We start from the raw sequence: 21,518 nt of genomic DNA, 5'->3' as shown, positions 1-21,518 counted from the left end.
CGGACGAAGGTAGACCGAATCAAGACGGAGTACGAAGGTAGGGATCATGAGCGACTCCACCATCAGCGGATCTGATGCCGTCGAGCCGAGCCCACGGCTGTACAACGAGGACCTTGCGCCCGCTCGTGAACGGAACTGGGGCACCTACAGCCTTTTCGCGATGTGGATGTCCGACGTGCACAGCATCGGCGGGTACACGTTTGCCGCGGGCTTGTTCTTCACCGGGCTCGTCGGATGGCAGGTGTTCGTCGCGCTGGTGCTCGGCATCACCGTCGTCTTCTTCCTGATGAATCTCACCGGCTTCGCCGGGCAGGCCACCGGTGTGCCCTACCCGGTGATCGCCCGCATTTCCTTCGGTGTCTTCGGCGCCAATCTCGCCGCACTGATCCGGGCGGTGATCGCGATCGCGTGGTACGGCATCCAGACCTGGCTGGCCTCACAGGCAGTGGTCGTGCTCGCGATCGCGGCATGGCCCGGCCTCGCCGAGCACCGTGGCGGGAACTTCCTCGGCCTCGACATGCTCGGCTGGGCAGCGTTCACGGTCCTGTGGGCATTGCAGCTACTCGTCATCCGCCGCGGCATGGAGACCGTGCGCCGGTTCCAGGACTGGGCGGGCCCGGCCATCTGGGTGGTGATGTTCGTGCTCGCCGTGTGGATAGTGATCGAGGCCGGCTCGGACTTCTCGCTGAACCTGACCGACGAGCAGAAGACCGGTGGTGCCGCGGTGCAGGCTTTCCTCGTCGCGTGCGCGCTGACCATCACCTACTTCTCGACGCTGCTGTTGAACTTCTGCGACTTCTCCCGGTTCGCGCCGAACCGGCCCACCGTCGTGCGCGGCAACTTCTGGGGTCTGCCGATCAACTTCATGGCATTCGCCGTCGTCACGGTCGCCGTCACCGCAGGCAGCATCGCGGTATTCGGGGAGGCGATCACCGACCCCGTCGAGATCGTCGCCAGGATCGACAACGTCTGGGTCACGGTCATCGGGGCCATCACCTTCGTCATCGCAACGATCGGCATCAACGTGGTCGCCAACTTCGTGTCGGCCAGCTATGACCTGGCGAACGTCGCACCCAAGCACATCGACTTCCGCCGCGGCGGCCTGATCGCCGCCGTAGCGGCCGTGGTGATCACGCCGTGGCACCTGTACAGCAGCCCCGACGCGATCTTCTACTTCCTCGGCGGGCTCGGCGCCCTGCTCGGCCCGCTGTTCGGCGTGATCTTCACCGACTACTATCTGATTCGGCGGCAACGAGTTTCGATCGAAGAGCTGTACCTGGACGACCCGAGGAGTCGTTACTACTACCGGCGCGGCTGGAATCCCAAGGCGCTCATCGCCGGTGGTGTGGCCGCGGTGTTCTCGTTGTTCGTCGCGCTGTACAAACCCTGGGAGCAGTGGTCGGCGTTCTCCTGGTTTGTTGGTGTGGTAATCGCCGCAGTGCTGTACTTCGCGATCTCCGCCCGCGACTTCCGGCAGCGGGAGCTGGAAGGCGGAAACGCCCGTGATGCAACTCGATCCGAGGAGGCACAAGCATGACGGACCTCGATCTGGTGATCCGTGCTCCCCGCGTGATCAGCACGGCCGGCGAGGTGAGCCGCACCGTCGGCGTCAAAGACGGCACCATCGTCGCCATCGAGCCACTCAAGTCGGACCTGACGGCCCCACAGGTGGTCGAACTCCCCGACGACGAAACACTCTTGCCGGGGATCGTCGACTCCCACGTGCACGTCAACGACCCCGGTCGCACGGACTGGGAGGGCTTCGCCAGCGCGACGAAAGCGGCCGCGGCAGGCGGGGTGACGACGCTGATCGACATGCCCCTCAACAGCATTCCGCCCACCGTCGATGTGGCGGCGCTCGAGGTGAAACGCAAAACGGCTGAGAGTCAGGCGCACATCGACGTCGGCTTCTGGGGTGGTGCGATACCCGGCAATGTGAGCGACCTGCGGCCGCTGTACGACGCGGGCGTCTTCGGCTTCAAGTGCTTCCTCCTGCACTCCGGTGTCGACGAGTTCCCGCCTCTCGATCCCGACCAACTCGAGGCGGCCATGCGCGAAATTGCGTCGTTCGACGGGTTGATGATCGTGCACGCCGAGGACACCCACGCGATCGAGCACGCGCCGACCGCGCACGGCGAGACCTACGCCAACTTCTTGTCCTCACGGCCGAGAGGGGCGGAAAACCTTGCCATCGCGCAGGTTATCGAGCTTGCCCGGTGGACCGGCTGTCGCGTGCATATCCTCCACGTCTCCAGCTCGGATGCGCTGCCGATGATCGCGAGCGCGCGGCGCGACGGCATCGGCATCACGGCCGAGACCTGCCCCCATTACTTGACGTTCGCGTCCGAAGAGATTCCTGACGGCGCAACGCAATACAAGTGTTGCCCGCCGATAAGGGAAGGCGGCAACCGGGAGCTGTTGTGGCGAGGGCTCGGGGAAGGGGTGATCGATCTTGTCGTCTCCGACCATTCGCCGTCGACGGTGGACCTGAAGTGCCTCGACATCGGTGACTTCGGGGTGGCATGGGGCGGGATCTCCTCGCTGCAACTGGGCCTTTCGGCGGTGTGGACCCAGGCCCGCCAGCGGGGTTACAACCTGGTCGACGTCTGCCGATGGATGTGTCAGGCGCCGGCGAAGCAGACCGGTCTGCGCAGGAAGGGCCGTATCGACATCGGATACGATGCCGACTTCTGCGTTTTCGCGCCTGACCACGCGTTCGTGGTAGACGTGCACCGCCTGCACCACAAGAACGCGATCACCCCGTATGACGGTCGTCCGCTCGCCGGTCAGGTGCGCAGCACGTGGTTGGGGGGTAAACAGATCGACATCGACGACGAGCCGCAGGGCCGGCTCCTGAGTAGAGGTGCAGCATGAAGACCCGAAGGCGATCGCGAGTGAGGATCGCAGCGAAGCGAGGACCGGAGCGAGTGGGAGACGAGGCATGAAGACGCGAAGGCGATCGCGAGTGAGGATCGCAGCGAAGCGAGGACCGGAGCGAGTGGGAGACGAGGCATGAATAACAAGGACGCGCCACGGTATTACGCGCCGACCGGCGGACATCCACCGCAGACCCAGTTGACCACGGACCGCGCGGTTTTCACCGAGGCGTACGCCGTGCTTCCGCGGGGCACCATGCGCGACATCGTCACCAGCAACCTGCCGTTCTGGGACAACACCCGGCTGTGGGTGATCGCCCGTCCGCTGTCCGGATTCGCGGAGACGTTCTCGCAGTACATCGTCGAGGTTTCACCCGAGGGCGGTAGTGACCGGCCCGAACTCGATCCCGACGCCGAGGGTGTGCTGTTCGTCGTGGAGGGCGGGTTCACGCTCGTGGTCAACGGCGACAAGCACGACTTGACCCCGGGGGGGTATGCATTCCTGCCGCCGGGCTGTGAATGGACGCTGCGCAACAACACCGCCGAGACGGCCCGCTTCCACTGGGTCCGCAAAGCCTACGAGCGCGTTGATGGTCTCGCCTTACCGGAACCGTTTGTCACCAACGAGGTTCACGTCGAAGGTGCTGAGATGGTGGGGACCGAAGGGCGGTGGACCACGCAGCGGTTCGCCGATCCATCCGACGTCCGCCACGACATGCATGTCAACATCGTCAACTTCGAACCTGGTGGCGTGATCCCGTTCCCGGAGACGCACGTGATGGAGCACGGCCTCTATGTGCTCGAGGGTAAAGCGGTCTACCTGCTCAACAAGGACTGGGTCGAAGTGCAAGAGGGCGACTTCATGTGGTTGCGCGCCTTCTGCCCTCAGGCCTGCTACGCGGGCGGCCCGGGGCGGTTCCGGTACCTGCTGTACAAGGATGTCAACAGGCACGCCAAGCTGAGTCGCCAGTTCGTCTGACGCAGTGCGCTTGGCAGGGCGTCGGGAACGGGACCTGCAGTCACGGGTAGACGGGCCATCAGACAACTCCGCGGGGCGGTTCACCGCGGCGTCGGATGCCGGCCATCTTCGGCGACGATGCGAGACACTTTGCGCCGCTATCTACAGTGCGTGACTCCGTTCTCGCGTCGATCCTTCATCGTCAGTTCCGCGCTCGCCGCCACCGCCGCCACGGCTTTCACCGGTGCGCGGGCACTGGCGGACCGTCCCCAGGCCGGCGGTGCCGCGCACCGCGCCGGCACCATCGCCGACGTCAAACACGTGGTGATCGTGATGCAGGAGAACCGATCTTTCGATCACTACTACGGGACCATGCCGGGCGTGCTGGGCTTCGACGATCCGGCAGCGCTGACTTACCCCGACGGCACGAGCATCTATCAGCAGCCGGTTTCCGATGTCGCCGGTGCGACCACCATCCGGCCTTACCGCATGGACACGCGTTTCTTCAATACCCAGCAGGCCGAGGACCTCGACCACAGCTGGGAAGGCACGCACCAAGCGCGCAACAACGGCGAGTGGAACCGGTGGATTCCAGCGAAGACCACCGAAACCATGGGCTACTTCACCCGCGACGACATTCCGTGGCAGTACGCGCTCGCCGACCACTACACGATCTGCGATCAGTATTTCTGCTCACTGAACGGCCCCACCATGCCCAATCGGCTCTACCAGTGGTCGGGCACGGTCGACCCCGCCGGGAAGAACGGCGGGCCGGTCACCGAGAACCCGACGGACTACAAACCCGTTTACAGCTGGAAGACCTACCCAGAGCGGTTGCACGAGGCCGGCGTCTCCTGGAAGACCTACGCCAACGACGAGGTCGGCGACGGTGACGGCGACGACGGTTGGGTCGGTGACTACGGCGACAACCCCATGTGGCTGTTCGACCAGTACCACGAGTCGTACGCCGCGACCGGCACGGCGCAGGACCTGGCATTGCGCGCCGCGCTGCACGGCGGCTGGAAACCCAACTCCGGCCGAGGCCGCGACCTCGACTACCTGCTGAGTGCATTCGTCGCGGACGTCGCGCACAACACGCTGCCGACGATCTCCTACGTGGTGGCGCCCTACCTGTACAGCGAGCATCCCCTGGGCCGGCCGGCTGACGGTGCCGACTACCTCCAGAAGGTGTTGAGCACCCTCTGGAGCAACCCGGCGGTGTGGGAAAGCACCGCGGTGCTGATCAATTTCGACGAGAACGACGGGTTCTACGACCACGCGATTCCGCCGTCTCCGCCGGACGGCACGCCCAACGAATTCATCAACGGACTGCCGATCGGTCTGGGCCGCGGGTACCGATGACGGTGGTATCGCCCTGGAGCACCGGGGGCTGGACCAGCTCGCAGGTGTACGACCACACCTCGGTGCTGCAGTTCCTGGAGAAGGTGACCGGTGTCAGGGAGCCGAATATCAGCGCCTGGCGGCGGTCGATCTGCGGCGACCTGACCCAGTGCTTCGATTTCACGTCATTCAACCCGCAACCACCTGCGCTGCCCGACACCTCAGTGCTGGTGGCAGCCGCCGAGAACCAGACCACACTTCCCGAACAACCACTTCCGACCACCTCGGGCGAGCAGCCACGCCAGGAACCCGGCACCCGCAAGCAACGGCCGATCCCGTACCGGCTGGCGGCGCAGAAGAGGGTGGCCGGCGTGCACGTGACCAACGCGGGTACGGCCGACGCACCGGTGGGTCTGTACTACACGGTGGACGGCCGTCAGCAATCCGACTGGATTGTGGTGAATGCCAATGACGCTGCCACGTGGCCCATTCCGGGCGGCGCCGGCGCGATCGTGGCGTACGGGCCCGCCGGATTCCGGCAGGCCGTGTGAATCGGCCCAGCCAGGAATGTGCGTGCGGCACAGCCAGGGTGTCCGCGTGCACGCGCGGCTGATTCAGGCGTCGTCGTTTGGTGCAGTGGCGGTCGCATACGACGAACACCGCCCGGACTACGCGCCGCCCGCGGTGCGCTGGGCGCTGGAGGCCACCCCCGGTGCGCGCGTGCTGGACCTCGGCGCCGGAACCGGGAAGCTGACCGGCACGCTGGTGGCGCTGGGCGCCGACCCCATCGCAGTGGAGCCCGATCCGGCGATGCTGACAGTGCTGCGTCGCGCATGGCCGGCACTTCGCGCCCTGTCCGGCAGTGCCGAGGCGATACCGCTTCCGGATGCGTCGGTCGATGCCGTGCTGGCCGGAAATGCCCTGCACTGGTTCGACATGGCCGCCGCGGGTCCCGAGATAGCCAGGGTGCTCGCGCCCGGCGGCATCCTGGCCGGCTTGTGGAACATCATGGACAACCGGATCGGCTGGGTTGGCGGACTCGAGCGGATCGGCGGAAGCGCGGCCATCGGCCCACGTGACACGCTCAGCGGCTGGCGCGCCGCGACGGCAGGCCTACACCTTCCCGACATCGCCCAGGCCGCCCAGTTCGGCTTGCCGGAGCAGGCCGAGTTCCCGCATGGACAGCGTCGCACCGCCGACTCCCTCGTCGCAACAATCGCCACACGCGCGGGGGTGTTGGTCATGCCAGAGCACGAGCGAGACGCCACCCTGGACCGGATCCGAGCGTTCCTCGCCGGCAGACCAGAGACCACTAGCGGCGAGTTCACCCTCCCGATGCTGACCGCCGTACTGCGCGTGCAGCAGCTGTGAAAGCCATCGACTGCCCGATCTTCGGGTAAGCGAGTCACAGTTCGGGCGGCGTCGTCGCCTCGCCGCCTGTTGATACTTGTTATTTGCCAAGGGATCTGAGCCTTATTTGCCGCCTGGCCTGCGTGGCAGGATGAGGCCATGTCAGTCAGCTTTGATGATCTCATCGCCGAGGCCGATAGTGTCGACGTCTCGGGCTGGGAGTTCTCTTGGCTCGAGGGCCGAGCGAAGGAGCAACGACCACCCTGGGGGTACCAGCGACTGCTCACCGAGCGGATGGCGGAAGCCAAGGCGGCCCTGGATATTCAGACCGGCGGCGGTGAGGTCCTCGGTGGGGTGCCCATTCTGCCGCCGACCATGGCGGCGACCGAGTCGTGGCCGCCCAACTATGCGAAGGCGACCGCGAGGCTGCATCCCCGCGGCGTCGTGGTGGTCGCCACGCCGGACGAACGGGCACTGCCGTTCGCTGACGGGGCTTTCGACCTGGTCAGCAGCCGGCATCCGAACAGCACGTGGTGGGACGAGATCGCCAGGGTGTTGACGTCGGGCGGCAGGTACCTCGCACAGCACATCGGGGCCCGGACGAATGCCGAACTCTACGAATGGTTCCTCGGCCCGCGCGACGATGTCACCGGGCCACGCCACTGCGACCGTGAGAAGGCCGCCGCTACTGCGGCGGGGTTTGAGATCGTTGATTTCAAGACGGCACGCCTTCGGGTCTCGTTTTTTGACATCGGGGCGGTGGTCTACTTTCTGCGCAAAGTGATCTGGTGTGTCCCGGATTTTTCCGTCGAGCGCTACCGCGACCGGCTGCACGCTTTGCACGAACGAATCGTCGCCGATGGGGTTTTCATCTCGCACTCCACGCGAACCCTGTTCGAGGCTGTCCGGCCCTGACCACACAACATAATGCGCACAGACATGCGGACTCGAGGCCGAGCACCCGGGCCGCGATCGCATCTGATGTATCACCGCAAGAGGTGTGAAAGACTCAAGCCGTAGTGCACCGCCGAACAACTGAGGTCGGGGTAATGGGCATGCTGCCGCTTGGTTGGGCGACCGATGTCGCGGTGCTCGAACACATGGGGTCGACGGTACGGGACCGCGGTGACCATCTGGTGGTGCGGAGTCCAGACCATCCGCTATACCACTGGGGGAACTGCCTTTTCGTCACCGACCCGGACGCCGTCGATGATGCGTCCAGGTGGTTGGCCGTTTTCGAATCCGAGGTACCCGAGGCTGACTGGATCGCGATTGGCCTCGCGCAGATGCCCAGGGACGCCTCCGGGTGGGCCGAGCACGGGCTGGAACTGGACCTTGTCGAGGTTCTCGCGACCTCGATCTTGCCGCGTCAGACACCGGCCCCCGACGGCTGCACGGTGCGTGCCTTGGTCGGTGACGACTGGGAGCGACTCATCGACCGCCAGGTTGCGGAAAACAACCTCACCGGCCGGTACGAGCCGGTTCAGCACGAGCGGTTCATGCGGGCACGTGCCGAGGCCCAGCGCGACCTGTGTGCACGCGGTGTTGCGATGTTCGTCGGCGCCTTCGCGGGCGAACGACTTGTTGGCGAACTGGGTGTTGTCCGCTGCGGTGCGACGGCGCGCTATCAGGACGTTGGCACCGAAGGCGCCTACCGTCGACGTGGAATCGCGTCACACCTGCTTGGTGTCGCGGCAGCATGGGCGGCTGACCAGGGGTGCAACCAATGGGTGATCGTCACAGAGGCCGTCAACCCCGCCGGGCTGGTCTACCGAAACGCCGGATTTGAACTGGATGTGCCTCATGTGGCGGTTTATCGAGCGCCCCCGGTCTCAGTCCTGCCGAGTTAGGCCGCGAGGATCTGGTGCGCCAAGCCGACGGTCAGAAGCACAGGGTCAAAAGTCCTGTTGCCGCGCGGGATCTGGGGAAAGCAAGGCGCATTGACGTGGACAGTCGCCGAGATATTGATGAAGACGTTGGCTCTATGCCTGCTTGGTGGGTGTGCGCGTCACCGAGGTCCGAATCGACACCGATCAGCCAGGCACACCCTGGTCTTCGGAGGGGAGCGGGGCCGGCCCCTTGATGGCCGGTACTGCCATCGAGGTCACCGGCGCCGACGGCGGCGTGCCCTCGGTTTCCGTAGAGCCAGCCGTAACGCCTGAACTGGACGAGCCCGACTTGGCAACGGCATCAGAATAATGATTGTCGAAAAGGCCCACCGCTCCAATGGCCGCGGCCGCAACCACTGCGCACGTCCCAAGCGCTGCACACCATCGAGACACGGTTTCAGTCATCGTAATTTCTTTCCAATCGGCTAGTGCCTACGGTCCTGTATACGTTTCGCGCCGGCTCCGCATTCCGCAATCGGGTGTGAAATACATTGCCTCAGCGTTGAAGGTGATGTACGGCACAAGCGACGAGCAGGCACCCGTATCACGGATCTCGAAATGAGTTCGCTACAGCGCAGGCCCTCGATGCCCGGCAGGCTGCCTACTTCCGCGGTCGGCCGGCCCGCACTGCGCCGGAGGATGGAGTCATTGGGCTCCCTGAGACTCCGGACTATCTCGCCACGAAAGCCTGTGCTCCTCGTCACCAACTACAGGGTCCCCATGCCAACACGCCCACCATCCCAGTGTTATCCGCCCGACCCTCCCTATTGAGGTCGAAAGACGTGGTAATCAACATGTTCCGCGACGAATCCTCACGGTGACATTCACCCGATGAGCCCGTACGTCGGGCCGAATGACCGCGGTCCGGCTCGGCGCACGACGAGCACGAAGTGGCATGCATCCCGGAATCCGCGTTTCGCCAACGGACGATTTTCGCGTTAATAGCACTTATGTGAAATGTGCGACCACGCTGCCGCAGCCGGGTGACCACACGGCTGGATTACACCAACGGGCACGACAGAGTGCGCCGCGTTCTACGGAATCGCTGATGACGTTCTGAGTCGTAGTCGGCGATCCAGAGAGTCTGGTTCTTTCGTCTTCGAGCAATCTTGAAGGGGGCACTGCCATGTCCGCTGTACCCGAGAGCGACGTCACTCGCGCGACCAAGTCGTTTGAACGAGTGGGAAGGAGCGCCACCCGGAAGGCGACGATCATCGCCTTCTTCGCCTGGCTCTTCGCGGTCTTCGACTTCATCATGTTCGGCACGCTGCTGCCGCAGATCGCCGCCAGTTTCGGGTGGGACAAAGCGACGGCGTCTTTGGTCTCCACGCTCGTCTCGGTCGCCACCGCAGTCATCGCGCTGGCCGTCGGGCCGATCACCGACCGGATCGGGCGCCGCAAAGGGATGATCCTCACCGTCTCGGGTACGGCGGTCGCGTCGGCCCTCTCGTCTCTGACCCCGAGTGCCGCCTACCTCATCGGCGTCCGGTCCCTCGGTGGTCTCGGCCTGGCCGAGCAGGCGGTCAACGCCACCTATCTCACCGAGATCTACGCGGTGACCGACGACGAGACGATCAAGCGGCGTCGCGGCCTGATCTACAGTCTCGTGCAGGGCGCCTTCCCGCTCGGCGTGCTCCTGGCCTCCGCCTGGGTCGCGATCTTCCTGCCGTGGCTCGGCTGGCGGGGGTGTTTCCTACTCGCGGTGTTCCCCGCCGTGCTCATCGCCCTGATGCGGCGGGGGCTGCGCGAGACGCCGCAGTTCGAGCTGGAACTGCAACTGCGTGGGCTGCGCAAGAAGGGCCGGGACGCCGAGGCCGCCGAACTGGCGCGCGCCTACGGCGTCAGCGATCGGCCGACCGCCCCGCTGGCGGCGATCTTCCAGGGTCAGGCACTGCGTAATACGCTGGTGCTCGGTGCCGCCTGGTTCATCAACTCGGCCGGCATGCAGCTCTTCTCCGTGCTGGGCACCACGGTGCTCACCGAGGGCAAGAACGTGAGCTTCGCCAATTCGCTGGTGCTGCTCATCGTGGCGAACGGCGTGGGGTACCTCGGCTACGTGACGCACGGCTTCCTCGGTGACCGGCTGGGTCGCCGCAACGTGATCGCCTTCGGCTGGATCATCTCGGGGATCCTGTTCGCTCTCATGCTGACGGTGGCCCAGGGCGTTGTCAGCGTGGTCATCCTCTACTCGCTCGGCTTGTTCTTCTTGATCGGCCCGTACGCCGCCATGCTGTTGTACATGGGAGAGTGCTACGACACGAGCTGCCGCGCCACTGGCACCGGTTTCCTCAACGCCCTGTCCCAGCCCGGCTCGGTCGTGGCCGGCGCAATCGTCACGGCGATGCTTGCGAGCGGCTCGACCTGGGGACATGCCACGCTTCTGGTCGGCGCCGTCGGAACCTGCGTCTCGGGGTTCGTCGTATTCGGTGCCCGCAAGGCGGCGGTGCTGCAGGACTGATCGCGGAGCCGGTTGGTCATCGACAGCGTGTGGAAATGCGCAACATCACCACGTCGTGCGGGGCTACCAGGCGGCTGATAGCGCCTGCGGCCGTGGAGTCGGTATGCGACCACAGATCGCGGACCGAGTAGCACGGCGCCGAGGGCAGCCCTACCACCGCTGCATTGGTGGTGATAGTGGCGGGGTGGTCGTCGGCGTTGAAGAGCGCCACGGCCACATCGCCCCCGGCGAGCGGCCTGACGAGTACCCGACGATCCCGCGGCGAGGGTGCTGCCTCCGCCACCAGCGGGTCCTGGTCGACGGCGATGACGTCGGCGTTGGTCAGTATGGCGCGGGTCGCCTCGGTCATGGACCGCACGTCGTTGCCCGCGATCAAGGGGGCCGCAAGCATCGCCCACAGCGAAAAATGGCTGCGCTGTTCGGATTCCGTCAAAGCGGGCTGGGCGGTGGCACGCCAGGCGAGCTGGATGTCGGACAGCGAGAACTTGTCGCCGAGCTTCTTCAGGCGATCTGGTGACGCCAGATATTCGGCGATGATGGACCGATTGACGGCCAGATGGTTGACGAAGTACTCGCTCCAGGGAAGACCGACGACGAGCATGTCGGGATCGGCCGAATATCCCGGGTGACTGGGCCCGGCGACCTTCACCGACGCAGCGAACTCGTCGGGCACCCCGAGGTTGGTTCCCGTCAGGAAGGAATCCGCGCTGTTCACCGGCGGCAGGGTGCTGCGCCACACCGGGACCAGATCGGCGGTCGTGCGGGCCATGTCGGCGATGCCGGACCAGTCGTAGTTGATCCCGGCCCGGTGATCGTCGGAGCTGTTCGGGTTGATGCTGTAGAAGATGTGACGTCCGGTGGCGCGCAATGCGTTTCGCATGGCCGTGAACAGGCGTACTTGTTCGCCGTGATCGGCATTGCCGCGGCACCAGTCGTACTTCAGGTAGTCCACACCCCAGTCGGCAAAGGTCTGTGCATCGGTGGATTCGTGGCCCCTGCTGCCGATCCGCAGATCCTGCCCGCATGTCTGGTTGAACGGGCTGGCGTAGATGCCGAACAGCATCCCACGGTCATGCGCATAGGAGGCCAGCGCCGCGATCCCGCCGGGGAACGCCTTCGGGTCAGCACGCAGCTTGCCATCCGAACCGCGGGTCGACGCCGCCCAGCCCGCGTCGAGGTTGACATATCGATAGCCGGCGTCGCGCATGCCCGAGCTCACCATCGCGTCGATGGTCTGCTCGACCGTCTGCTGTGTCAGGGGGATGCCGGAATTCCAGGAGTTCCACCCCATCGGCGGGGAGTGGCGGACCGGGGCGCCCGCATCTGTCAACGCGGCCCCGCATCCAACGCTGGTAACGCATATCAAACCCAGGGATGCGACCATCGATGCGAACCGTGCTCCCATCTGCTGAGGTTCGCCGCCTCAGATGACCACCGGCTGTAAGACGACTGCATTCCCGCTGTCAGTCTGGCCAGTTTCGATCTTAAGGCAGTTCATCCGCGGTACGCACGAGTCGGCAGTCGCTTCGACCGTGGGATCGAATGCGGCTGCGATCACGCGGTAGCTGCGGTCACCGCGAGACTCACGCGCCGAGGTGGCGGTCGGCGGCCAGCCCGGACAACGCCGCGGTGAGGATCGGACGGCCAGCAGCACCAGGATCGACGTCTCCGGGATGTTCCAGGTAGAAGATGGGCATCCTGAACATCGTCAGCCCCGGTGCCCGCATGCAGACCACGGTGGTGATCATGTTGACGCCACCGAGGATGGGCCGAGACCGCCGACAGCCAGGCCCATGATCCATAGGTCACCGCCGGGCACGGGGGAGTGAATGGCGTCGGTCAACGGGGGGTAGGCCGTCCAGCCGAAGTCCGCGGCGCCGCCGGGGCTGATGAATCCCGCCGTGGCGATCAAACCGCCGAACAGGAACAGCCAGAAGCTGAAGGCGTTGAGCCGTGGAGATGCAACGTCGGGTGCGCCGATCTGCAGCGGCAGCACGAGGTTGGTGAATCCGAACACGATCGGGGTCGCGTAGAACAGCAACGTGATCGTGCCGTGCATGGTGAACAGGGTCGTACTGCACATTCGACAGGAACTGCAACCCGGGCGACGCGAGTTCGGCACGCATGAACAGCACCATCAGGCCGCCGACGAAGAAAAAGCCGAAACAGGCGACCACGTACATGATGCCGATCGACTTGTGATCGGTCGTGGTCACCAACTTGCAGACGAGATTGCCCCGCACACCGAGCCGCGCCGGAAACGGCCGCCGGCTCTGCAACAGATCGATCGGCGGTGCCTCGGCGGTCACAGCCTCCTCCCAGGTGGCTCACGATTCGAGACGCGTATCGCGGCGGGCGGGTACCCGCGCGATGGGCGGCCAAACGCAGGCTTGCGACACCAACCTGAAGAGATGGCCTACGCACGCATCAATCAGCGACGGGACAATGATTCGAGGTCCGGCTCGTAGCCCGCCTGGGTCGCCGTCGCGTCTACATGCGGCCGTCGATGTCCGGCGTCCCGTCGAGGTCCGCGTGCCGAACGCTGGGACGAACGGATTCCCCGTTGCCTCCTGACTAGGAGCGGTCAACGCGCTGTCAAGTACGACCCCCAACATCCACGGCACCTCGATGGCCCAGGGCTACAGTCGAATCGCCGTAGACAGACTGACCGCGGAGGTGCCATGTCGTTGATCGCGCTCGAGGAGCACTACGCATGGGACCCAGCGAGTGCCGGCAACGTCGTTGCGACCTGGTTGCGATCCAACAACCATGTCGCGTATGAGCGGTTGTACGACAGAGGCCCGCTTCGCCTCGAGCAGATGGACGCCGCCGGAATCGACTTCCAGATCCTGTCGCTCTTCGATCCGGGTGTCCAGGACGAGCCGAACGCCACACGGGCTACCGACCTCGCCCGGCGCGCCAACGACGATCTGGCCGACACGGTGCGCGGCAATCCGAATCGGTTCGGTGGTTTTGCCACCTTGGCGACCCAGGATCCCGCCGCCGCGACGGCCGAATTGGAACGTGCGGTAGCCGAACTGGGACTCGTCGGCGGACTGATCAACGGACATTGCCAGGGCCGCTACCTCGACGACCCGGCGTACGAGCAGCTGTTCGCATGCGCCGAGTCGATCGGTGCACCGATCTACCTGCACCCCACGACGCCGCATCCCGCCGTGATGAAGGCGTGGTTCGCGCCGTACGTTGCCGACGGCATGCACCTCGCGTCTTGGGGATTTGCCACCGAGACCGGGACGCACGTGTTGCGGCTCATCTATTCCGGGCTGTTCGACAAGTACCCGCGGCTTCAGATGATCATCGGTCATCTTGGTGAGATGCTGCCGTTCGCCGCGTACCGGATCGATCGGTATTACGGGCTCGGCGGTGGCGAAGGTTCGAGCCGGGGGTTGCAGCGCCTCCCGTCGGAATATCTCCGGAACAACTTCCACGTCACGACGAGCGGCAACTTCTGTCCGCCGTCCTTCGCGTGCACGCTCGAGGTGATGGGCGCCGATCGCGTGATGTTCTCGGTCGACTACCCCATGGACGACAATCAGGCAGGCGCGCAGTTCATGGCCGAATTCCCCATGGACGACGCGACACGTCGCAAGGTCGGTTCCGACAACGCTATTCGGCTCTTCGGTAGGCGCATTCCAGAAATGATCGGGTCGTGACTGGAGTCAGAGGGCGAAGACCTGGCCATCGCGGGCCACGGTGACTTCCCCCGAAAAGTGCTTGCCGACGGCGTTCTGCCACTCGGAGTCCGGTAGGTCCGTCGGGGAGTAATGGCTGAGTATCACTCGTTTGGCATTGGCCGCTGCGGCGACCTCACCGACCTGCTCTGCCGATGTGTGGGAGTTCACCAGGTAATTGGGCGGAAACCTGTTGCCGTAGTAGGCGTCGTCGAGGCTGAACTGGGCCTCGTGCACCAGGATGTCGGTGTCCTGGGCGAGGGTGATCAGGTTGCCGGACTTCGTCGTATCGCCCGAGAAGGTCACGGACACCCCAGACTTCGTCAGATCGAATCGGAAGCCGAACGCCGGGTACACGTCATAGTGGGACACCAGCGTCGCCGTGACGGTCACATTGGCGTCCGCCATCACGGGGAACGGTAGGGTCTTCGGCGATCTGTCGCGGTAATTCGACCCCGGCGGCACCGCGATCTCGACGACGTCGATCAGGCTATCGATGTCGTCGGTGCCCATGTCACGAATGAAGATGTTGTTGGTGTAGGCGAACGCCTGCTGCAGTGCTTGGGTGGCGACGGCCAATCCGGGCGTCGACTCCGCTGTGTCGATTGTCGCGGGATCGGCGTTTCCCACCCGGCTCGGCGGTAGTCCGCCCGCCGAACCCGGGCCGTAAACGGTGACCGGCGCCTTTCCCTTCGAGGCCGTGTAGCCACCCGAGAGGAAGAAGCTCCAGTAGTCGACCATGTGGTCGGTGTGCAGGTGGGTGATGAACATGCTGTTGAGGTCGTCGAACGTGAAGCCCGCGTTGGTGAAAGCGTTCAATGAGCCCAACCCGCAGTCGATTTGGTAGACGTCCTTGCCTACCTTAAGCGTCGATGAGATCCCCGTCCGGTTCGGAACAGGTGGTGGACCGGCTTGGACACCCAACGTGACCAAGGCATTCTCGGGCAGAGCAGCGGGACTGCCCGGCTCGGCCGAAGCGGATCCCGAGGAACTCAGCACGGCACCACCGACGACTGCCGACATCGACGCGGCCAGCAAGGTCCGGCGCGAGAGTTCGGCTGTGCCGTCACCGCAGCTGCGCCCCACGCGGTGAGGTTAACTGATAGACGGGTTGGCAGCGCCCAACTTTGGGTTTGCCGCCGCCCGTGCCGCCGCAGGGTCAGCGGAAGCGCACGTCCAATGTCGCCAGGCCGAAGATCTTCCGGCCGTCCGACTTCGCGGCGACGAGGACGACACCGCTGCGGCTCTCCGGGTCCAGCGATTTGACCCGGCCGCTGAACTCGATGTCTGCGCCCTCGTTTGCCGACACGACCGCGGGCGCCGACAGCCGCACCGCGTAGCGGGTGACCGCACCGGGGTCCCCGGTCCATGCCGAGGCGAATCCGGCGCCCAACCCCATGGTGAGCATGCCGTGGGCGATCACATCGGGCAGCCCGGCCAGTTTGGCGATGTCCTCGTCCCAGTGAATCGGGTTGGCGTCACCGGCCACTCCGGCATAGTTCACCAGGTCGCCGCGGGACAGGCGGGTGTGACGCGTCGGTAGCTCGTCGCCGACCTTCACGTCATCGAAGGACCGAGTCCCAGGAGTGCGAGTCAAGCCTCCTTCGCTGATTCGAACGTCGGCATCGGGACGCACGGTCTTGTGGTAGTCCTCTTCGCCGATGCCGAAGATGTCCACGTCGTGCATCATCGCCTTCTGCACGGCCGTCTTGATCTCCGGATTGAGATCCTCGGCGGTGACGCCGACGACGGTGGTGTGCAAGGTGTGCACGCGCTCCCCTGCCGTGTCGGTGAAGGTGTTGGTCACGGTGATCAGGTCCCTGCCGGCGATCCTGCGTACCGAGGTCAATTCGACGTCGACGTGCAATTCATCGCCGGCCACGATGGGGCGGTGTTGCTCGAAGACTTCTTCGGTCTGCATATAGGTGTCGTAACCGACGACTACCTGTTCGAACATGCGCCGATTGCAGGTCATGCCTGGGGTGGACGTGAACGTCGGCGGCGCCACCAGGTCCGAATATCCGAGCTCAGCGGCGGCGGCGACATCCCAGTGCGCAGGGTGGTAGTCCTGCACTGCACGGGCGTACTCACGGACCTTCTCGCGGCCGACCAGGTAGGTACCGTCCATCTGGTAGTAGTGGCCGACGCGCGCTTCGAGCGCGGACTCTTTCTGCTGCTGCCGTCATGAATCTGCTCAACTCTTCTTTCGCCTGTTCGCCGCGTCCGACCACAACACGCTAACGTGCGGCAACTGCGGCACCACATGCCGATCGGCTTCGCCGACATGTGCCCACCTGACTTCTGTCGCTCTCAATACGGTTCAATCGCGGGCCAGCATCGCTGCCAGGCGCCGTTCCAGGTCGACGTAGGCGTCGAAAGCGATGTCGTAGACCAACGACGTGGATGCGGCGGCCACCGGTGAACGCGAAGCGGGACTCGTATTCCTTGGAGACCGGGTCGGCGCTGTCACGGCCGACGACCCAGCCCTCACTGCACAGCGTGACGAAGATCGATTAGCCGCCGACGCGAGCCCTGCGAGACGCCCATGCCCTGCGAATGTTGCGCCTGCCCGGACTCGCTCCTGCCGCGATCAACGTCCGTCGCGGAAGGCTGATGACCCTCAGGGACTGATTCGATTGTCTGGTGCGTCCATGGGTTCTGGGTGCAGCCAGAATGTCAGCCGAAACTTTCCGCATTGCAGCTTGTCACCATGAACGAGGACGGCCGACTCGATGGCATCCCCGTTGACGTATGTGCCGTTGAGGCTGCCGAGATCGATCACTCGAACTTGGCCGTTGATCCGCTGCAGCTCTGCGTGCCGGCGACTCACCGTGACGTCGTCGAGGAAAATGTCGCTACGGTGATGTCGGCCTAGCGATGTCACCGGCTGGTCAAGCAAGAACCTGGAACCGGCATCCGGACCCCGTTCAACTATCAGCAGCGCGCCGTCCGGCAGCGGGGACCCGATTCCGATCCCCCCGCGGTCGGGGGGTGTCAGCGCGTCACCCGTCTTCACCGGGATGTCTCGCGGGAACGGATTCGTGGGGACGTCGGCGATATCGATGGTCGTGCGGTCGTGATTGCCGACTGTCATGGCGGCGGACTCCTTCCGTGCGATGGCCGGCGCTGGAGCCGTCCTCACCGCTACGGATACCCGTGACGTGGCGGATGACGCGCGCCGACCGCCGTGACGCCGGTCTCAGTACTCGCTCAACATCCGGGGGCGCGGTTTCACGCCGCGTCGCCGATGACCGATGTGCCGGACATCAGCATTGCGTAAGAATGGATTCCAGCCCGCGCTGAGCTGCCCGTATCGGTCCTGTGAACGGGAAGTCGACCCTGCTTCCAGCTGAGAAGGTGTCGGTGCTGCCACGATTGGGTTCCCTCGCAGCGAGAAAGCGAGGGGGACAGGGGGATCCCATTGACGGTGATTGCGAAAAGCGGCAACCGGCTCGCGGGATCTGGTGATCAGCCCGTCGCGATCTACTGGCAACACTTGCGGCGCTTTGCCCCACAGATGGGCGTGGACAGATGACAGTAGCTAGAGGAATTTCGGGGGATGGGCGCGCCGGCTGGCGGTCGCCGCGGTCGCAGCGGCCGCGCTCCCGGGAGTGATTGGCCTCGCCGGTAATTCGGCGACCGCCAACGCGTATTCACCGGCAGGTTTACCGGTCGAGGACCTGATGGTTCCCTCGGCGGCGATGGGCCGCACTGTCCTGGTTCGGTTCCAGCCCGGCGCTTCACACGTGGTGTACCTGCCCGACGGGCTGCGGGCTCGTGACGACAACAGCGGCTGGGACATCGAGACCAACGCGTTCGAGAAGTTCTCCCAGTCGGGCGTGTCCGTGGTCATGCCCGTCGGTGGTATGTCGAGTTTCTACACCAACTGGGAGGCGCCGACCGTCGGCCGATACTGCACGCCGGAAGACTCGCCTCCAACGGCACCTGGATCTGGGTATACATCGGCAACGGCACACCCAACGAACTGGGCGGAGCCAACCTGCCCGCCACCTTCCTCAAAGGCCTGACCAAGGACAGCAATGTCGCCTTCCGGAATGCCTACACCAGCGCCGGCGGGTCGAACGCAACGTTCAACTTCCCGCCCAACGGCACACACAGCTGGGGCTACTGGGGCGCACAGCTGGACGCCCTGAAGCCCGACATCGTGCGGACCATCGCCTAGCAGGATCGTGCCCCAGCTCTGTGACCCTGAGGGGCCGCTATCTGCACCGCCGACCGGTGATGGCGACACGTCAATCGCATGTTCCCGCTGCGGTTTTGGCGATCAGATCGTCAACGACGTCGGAGAGATGACCGCGCCGCCGTAGCGATTTGCGCTGCTGTGCCGCCGACGTACCTGACGCCAGCGCCTGTCGAGTCAAGAGGGCGATGTCGTCCCAGTCGCCGACGGCTTCCAGCTGGGGCCGCAGCCGATTCACCAGATCGGTGATCACGGCCGCCGCGGGCCGGCTGATCGGGCCGGCCAGATCGACGAGCTCACCTTCAAGGCCTGATCGCGCCGCTCGCCATACCGCTGCGCGGCCCAGCGGCGGCAAGACAGTGAGCGCGGGAATGGCGGCGCGTAGTCCTTCACTCTCGTGGTCGACCAATGCCCGGAACAGCCCGGCGATAAGCATGATTGTGTCGACCGACGGGCAACTGTCACAGATGCGTAATTCCAGCGTGGGCGCTGAATTAGCCAGCCGGACATCGAAGTACACCATGCCGGCATCGGTGATCACACCGGTGGCAACCAGGTCGTCGACCAGCTGATCATATTCGGCGGCGGTGTGCACCGGCGCGGCCAGCCCCGTGGTCGGCCACCGCTGGACCCTCAGGGTCCGCGAGCTGGCGTATCCCGTGTCGGCGCCGTCGGCCTGAAACGGTGAGCTCGCGCTGAGTGCCAGGAGCGCGGGTAGGTACGGCGCCACGCGTTGCGCGATGACTACCGCCTCGTCGCGGTCGTCGACGCTGACATGTACTTGGGTGCCGCAGACGAGCTGCTCCCGGGCGAGCAGTTGGTAGTCAGCGAGCATGTGCAGGTAACGGTCGGTGTGGGTGACCTGCGACTCGGCGGGCGCCCCCAATGGGACCGAGCCGACGGCGATCACACCGATTCCCATCTGGGCAGCTACTTTTACCAGGGTCTTGCGGTGGGCGACAAGACCGTTGCGCAGGTCGTTGAGCGTGCCGACGGCGGCGCTGTTGTACTCGACCACACAGCATTGCAGCTCGGCAACATAACTGTCGGACAAGTGCATCAGCAGTTCGCCTGCCTGCCCGGTGAGCTCGCGGGTCTCAAGATCGACGAGGTGAAATTCTTCCTCAATGCCGAGTGTCCGCATGGCGCCCCTTTTCTCTCGGGCGATGGCAGCGGTATGGAGTATTTACCTGACCGTCAGCCGGTAAACATCCGCTCCCGCATCCTTTCGGTTACGGGCTTCGAGCTGCGAGTGCAGCCTTTGGCGTGAGGGATCATCGGTCGGATCGGGACCCCATAATCGCGGGTCTCTCGTGGGGACGGTGCGGGTGGATTGGTCTAAAACATGCAGGGTCCAGTACGGACATCCGATCGGGCTCGATCGCCGGGTACCGGGACGCGACCGCCACTGAAGCCCTAGGACACCGCCTCGGCATCAAGGCGTAGGAACTCGACGATTACACCAGCCATAGCCGGGATCGCTTCGCGCGCAATGACTTCGTAGCCGTGTGTGCTCAACGTCGGCAAGCAGAGGAGACCCGCCTTAGGCGAGAGCCCGGCTGCCTTCGCGTGAGATGCGTCGGACTCGAATGCACCGAGAACGGCGGGTTGCGGCGACAGGCCGAGTGTCGTCGCAATGTCCATCAGCCGGTCGGCGATGTCCTTGTCGTAAATGCATTGCGCATCGCTGTAGACGACGATCGGGCCGCCGCTGACAGTCGTGGAGTATTCCGCCTCGGTGGGACCCACTTCTAAAGCCAGGGTGAGCTCACCGGGAAGCGTGCGGCTGGCATAGGAGCCGCCCACACCGCCGATCTCCTCGCTCGTTGTGAAAACAAGGTAGACATCACCGGTCGGGCGCTGTCCTGTCTCGCGCAGCGCTCGCGCCGCCTGCAACAGAGCTGTGATCGGCGCGCGATCGTCCATGAAGTAGGACCCGAAATAGTTGCCGACCTCCACCAACGTGCGCTTGCTACCGTCGATACACACGCGGGTGCCCGGCCGCACGCCGGCCGACGTCAACTCGTGCGGTGTGCGACCGGTGAACACATAGACGTGCGTCCAGTCCAGCGACTTGTCACCTTGATCGGGCTTCGTCTCCCAGATCCGTTGGCTTTCTTTGGTGGTATGTTCCGAGCCCAGCGACAACACCCCGCACAGCGTCCGGTTATCGCCCAGCACCGCGACCGGACCCAGGCCGAAGTTGGCCGGGTACATGGTTCCCAACGGTGTCAGGTGAAGAGAACCGTCGGGCTCGAGTCGCTTGACGAGCATGGATAACTCATCCATGTGGGCCATGACCTTGATCGGCGGCGCATTGTCCGCAGGTGCTTTCCCGCGAATCCGACCAATCAGGTTTCCGGCTGGGTCGATCCACGTTTCGTCGACACATTTCTGGAGCTCGCGATGACAGACGTCGCGGACGGCATCCTCTTGGCCGGAAGGGCCGTAGGTCGACAGCAGCTCTTGGAGAAGGGCGCGGTCCAGCGATGAGTGTCCGTAGGACACAGCTATCTTCCTGTACTCCTGTCGACGGTGCACCATCTAGGTGACCGTAAAGCGATCAGCTCGACTTCTTGCCGCCCTTGCGGCCCGCCGCCTTCTTGCCGCCCTTACTGGACGCTCCGGGCGAGTTGGCAATCGCCGCCGCCCGCGACTTACTCATCCCCTTCTTTCGCAGCCCCTCGTACTGCTTGTCGTCCTGGACGCTTGGTCCGTGATCTTTTGCCATTTGCGGACTCCTCCAACCCACG

At 64.7% G+C, this 21,518-nt stretch carries 14 protein-coding genes and 5 pseudogenes; 11 read left to right on the top strand and 8 right to left on the bottom strand.

Annotated features, from left to right (window positions below):
- Positions 1-46: 46 nt before the first annotated feature.
- The 8 genes and pseudogenes from ACVWWN_RS02940 (at position 47) to ACVWWN_RS02905 (ending at position 10,872) form a co-directional block, all read left to right on the top strand.
- The gene (locus tag ACVWWN_RS02940) at positions 47-1,537 is read left to right on the top strand and encodes an NCS1 family nucleobase:cation symporter-1 (RefSeq protein WP_457142549.1); all 1,491 of its coding nucleotides are present in this window, start codon (positions 47-49) and stop codon (positions 1,535-1,537) included.
- Positions 1,534-2,874 carry an allantoinase AllB gene (allB, locus tag ACVWWN_RS02935; protein ID WP_457142548.1) on the top strand — a complete coding sequence of 447 codons (1,341 nt, stop codon included), beginning with the start codon at positions 1,534-1,536 and terminating at the stop codon, positions 2,872-2,874. Before ACVWWN_RS02940 ends, allB begins: the two co-directional genes overlap by 4 nt.
- Positions 2,875-3,012: 138 nt before the next feature.
- The gene (locus tag ACVWWN_RS02930; protein WP_457142547.1) at positions 3,013-3,855 is read left to right on the top strand and encodes a bifunctional allantoicase/(S)-ureidoglycine aminohydrolase; all 843 of its coding nucleotides are present in this window, start codon (positions 3,013-3,015) and stop codon (positions 3,853-3,855) included.
- Between the two features lie 117 nt (positions 3,856-3,972).
- Positions 3,973-5,726: pseudogene (locus ACVWWN_RS02925) on the top strand (phosphocholine-specific phospholipase C).
- A 22-nt stretch (positions 5,727-5,748) separates the two neighbouring features.
- Positions 5,749-6,546 carry a class I SAM-dependent methyltransferase gene (locus ACVWWN_RS02920; RefSeq protein WP_457142546.1) on the top strand — a complete coding sequence of 266 codons (798 nt, stop codon included), beginning with the start codon at positions 5,749-5,751 and terminating at the stop codon, positions 6,544-6,546.
- A 138-nt stretch (positions 6,547-6,684) separates the two neighbouring features.
- Positions 6,685-7,440, top strand: coding sequence for a methyltransferase domain-containing protein (locus ACVWWN_RS02915; RefSeq protein ID WP_457142545.1), 756 nt, complete (start codon positions 6,685-6,687; stop codon positions 7,438-7,440).
- A 134-nt stretch (positions 7,441-7,574) separates the two neighbouring features.
- Positions 7,575-8,375 (top strand): N-acetyltransferase family protein, encoded by an 801-nt coding sequence (locus tag ACVWWN_RS02910; protein WP_457142544.1) that lies wholly within the window; start codon positions 7,575-7,577, stop codon positions 8,373-8,375.
- 1,165 nt (positions 8,376-9,540) lie between these two features.
- Positions 9,541-10,872 (top strand): MFS transporter, encoded by a 1,332-nt coding sequence (locus ACVWWN_RS02905; protein ID WP_457142543.1) that lies wholly within the window; start codon positions 9,541-9,543, stop codon positions 10,870-10,872.
- 16 nt (positions 10,873-10,888) lie between these two features.
- Here the strand turns inward: ACVWWN_RS02905 and ACVWWN_RS02900 are convergent, their stop codons facing one another.
- The gene (locus ACVWWN_RS02900) at positions 10,889-12,277 is read right to left on the bottom strand and encodes a glycoside hydrolase family 27 protein (RefSeq protein ID WP_457142542.1); all 1,389 of its coding nucleotides are present in this window, start codon (positions 12,275-12,277) and stop codon (positions 10,889-10,891) included.
- A gap of 181 nt (positions 12,278-12,458) precedes the next feature.
- Positions 12,459-13,181, bottom strand: a pseudogene (locus ACVWWN_RS02895) (cbb3-type cytochrome c oxidase subunit I); the annotation flags it as partial.
- Positions 13,182-13,553: 372 nt separating this feature from the next.
- On the opposite strand from ACVWWN_RS02895, the gene ACVWWN_RS02890 reads away from it, so the two are divergent.
- Positions 13,554-14,546 (top strand): amidohydrolase family protein, encoded by a 993-nt coding sequence (locus ACVWWN_RS02890; RefSeq protein WP_457142541.1) that lies wholly within the window; start codon positions 13,554-13,556, stop codon positions 14,544-14,546.
- A 6-nt stretch (positions 14,547-14,552) separates the two neighbouring features.
- Here the strand turns inward: ACVWWN_RS02890 and ACVWWN_RS02885 are convergent, their stop codons facing one another.
- The 3 genes and pseudogenes from ACVWWN_RS02885 to ACVWWN_RS02875 all read right to left on the bottom strand — a co-directional run bounded on the left by ACVWWN_RS02885 (position 14,553) and on the right by ACVWWN_RS02875 (position 17,658).
- Positions 14,553-15,587, bottom strand: a complete 1,035-nt coding sequence (locus ACVWWN_RS02885) for an MBL fold metallo-hydrolase (RefSeq protein WP_457148977.1) — start codon at positions 15,585-15,587, stop codon at positions 14,553-14,555.
- A gap of 136 nt (positions 15,588-15,723) precedes the next feature.
- Positions 15,724-16,750, bottom strand: a pseudogene (locus ACVWWN_RS02880) (fused (3R)-hydroxyacyl-ACP dehydratase subunits HadA/HadB).
- A 434-nt stretch (positions 16,751-17,184) separates the two neighbouring features.
- Positions 17,185-17,658, bottom strand: a complete 474-nt coding sequence (locus ACVWWN_RS02875; protein WP_457142540.1) for an FHA domain-containing protein — start codon at positions 17,656-17,658, stop codon at positions 17,185-17,187.
- Between the two features lie 478 nt (positions 17,659-18,136).
- Here ACVWWN_RS02875 and ACVWWN_RS02870 point away from each other — a divergent pair.
- Positions 18,137-18,747 (top strand): annotated as a pseudogene (locus tag ACVWWN_RS02870) (alpha/beta hydrolase-fold protein).
- Between the two features lie 33 nt (positions 18,748-18,780).
- Here ACVWWN_RS02870 and ACVWWN_RS02865 read toward each other — a convergent pair.
- Positions 18,781-19,909 (bottom strand): annotated as a pseudogene (locus ACVWWN_RS02865) (carboxylate-amine ligase); the annotation flags it as partial.
- Between ACVWWN_RS02865 and ACVWWN_RS02860 the strand changes: the two are divergent.
- The gene (locus ACVWWN_RS02860; RefSeq protein ID WP_457149467.1) at positions 19,820-20,035 is read left to right on the top strand and encodes a hypothetical protein; all 216 of its coding nucleotides are present in this window, start codon (positions 19,820-19,822) and stop codon (positions 20,033-20,035) included. The pseudogene ACVWWN_RS02865 and the gene ACVWWN_RS02860 sit on opposite strands and share 90 nt — an antisense overlap.
- 146 nt (positions 20,036-20,181) lie before the next feature.
- Here the strand turns inward: ACVWWN_RS02860 and ACVWWN_RS02855 are convergent, their stop codons facing one another.
- Positions 20,182-21,309: a M42 family metallopeptidase gene (locus ACVWWN_RS02855; protein WP_457142539.1), complete on the bottom strand. Its 1,128-nt coding sequence runs from the start codon at positions 21,307-21,309 to the stop codon at positions 20,182-20,184.
- 19 nt (positions 21,310-21,328) lie between these two features.
- On the bottom strand, positions 21,329-21,496 hold the full coding sequence (locus tag ACVWWN_RS02850) for a DUF7218 family protein (RefSeq protein WP_457142538.1): 168 nt from the start codon (positions 21,494-21,496) through the stop codon (positions 21,329-21,331).
- Between the last annotated feature and the right edge of the window lie 22 nt (positions 21,497-21,518).

It is taken from the genome of Mycobacterium sp. URHB0021 (assembly GCF_054057895.1).
Note: the sequence above shows the minus strand (reverse complement) of the source record. Positions and strands in the feature narration are given on the sequence as shown.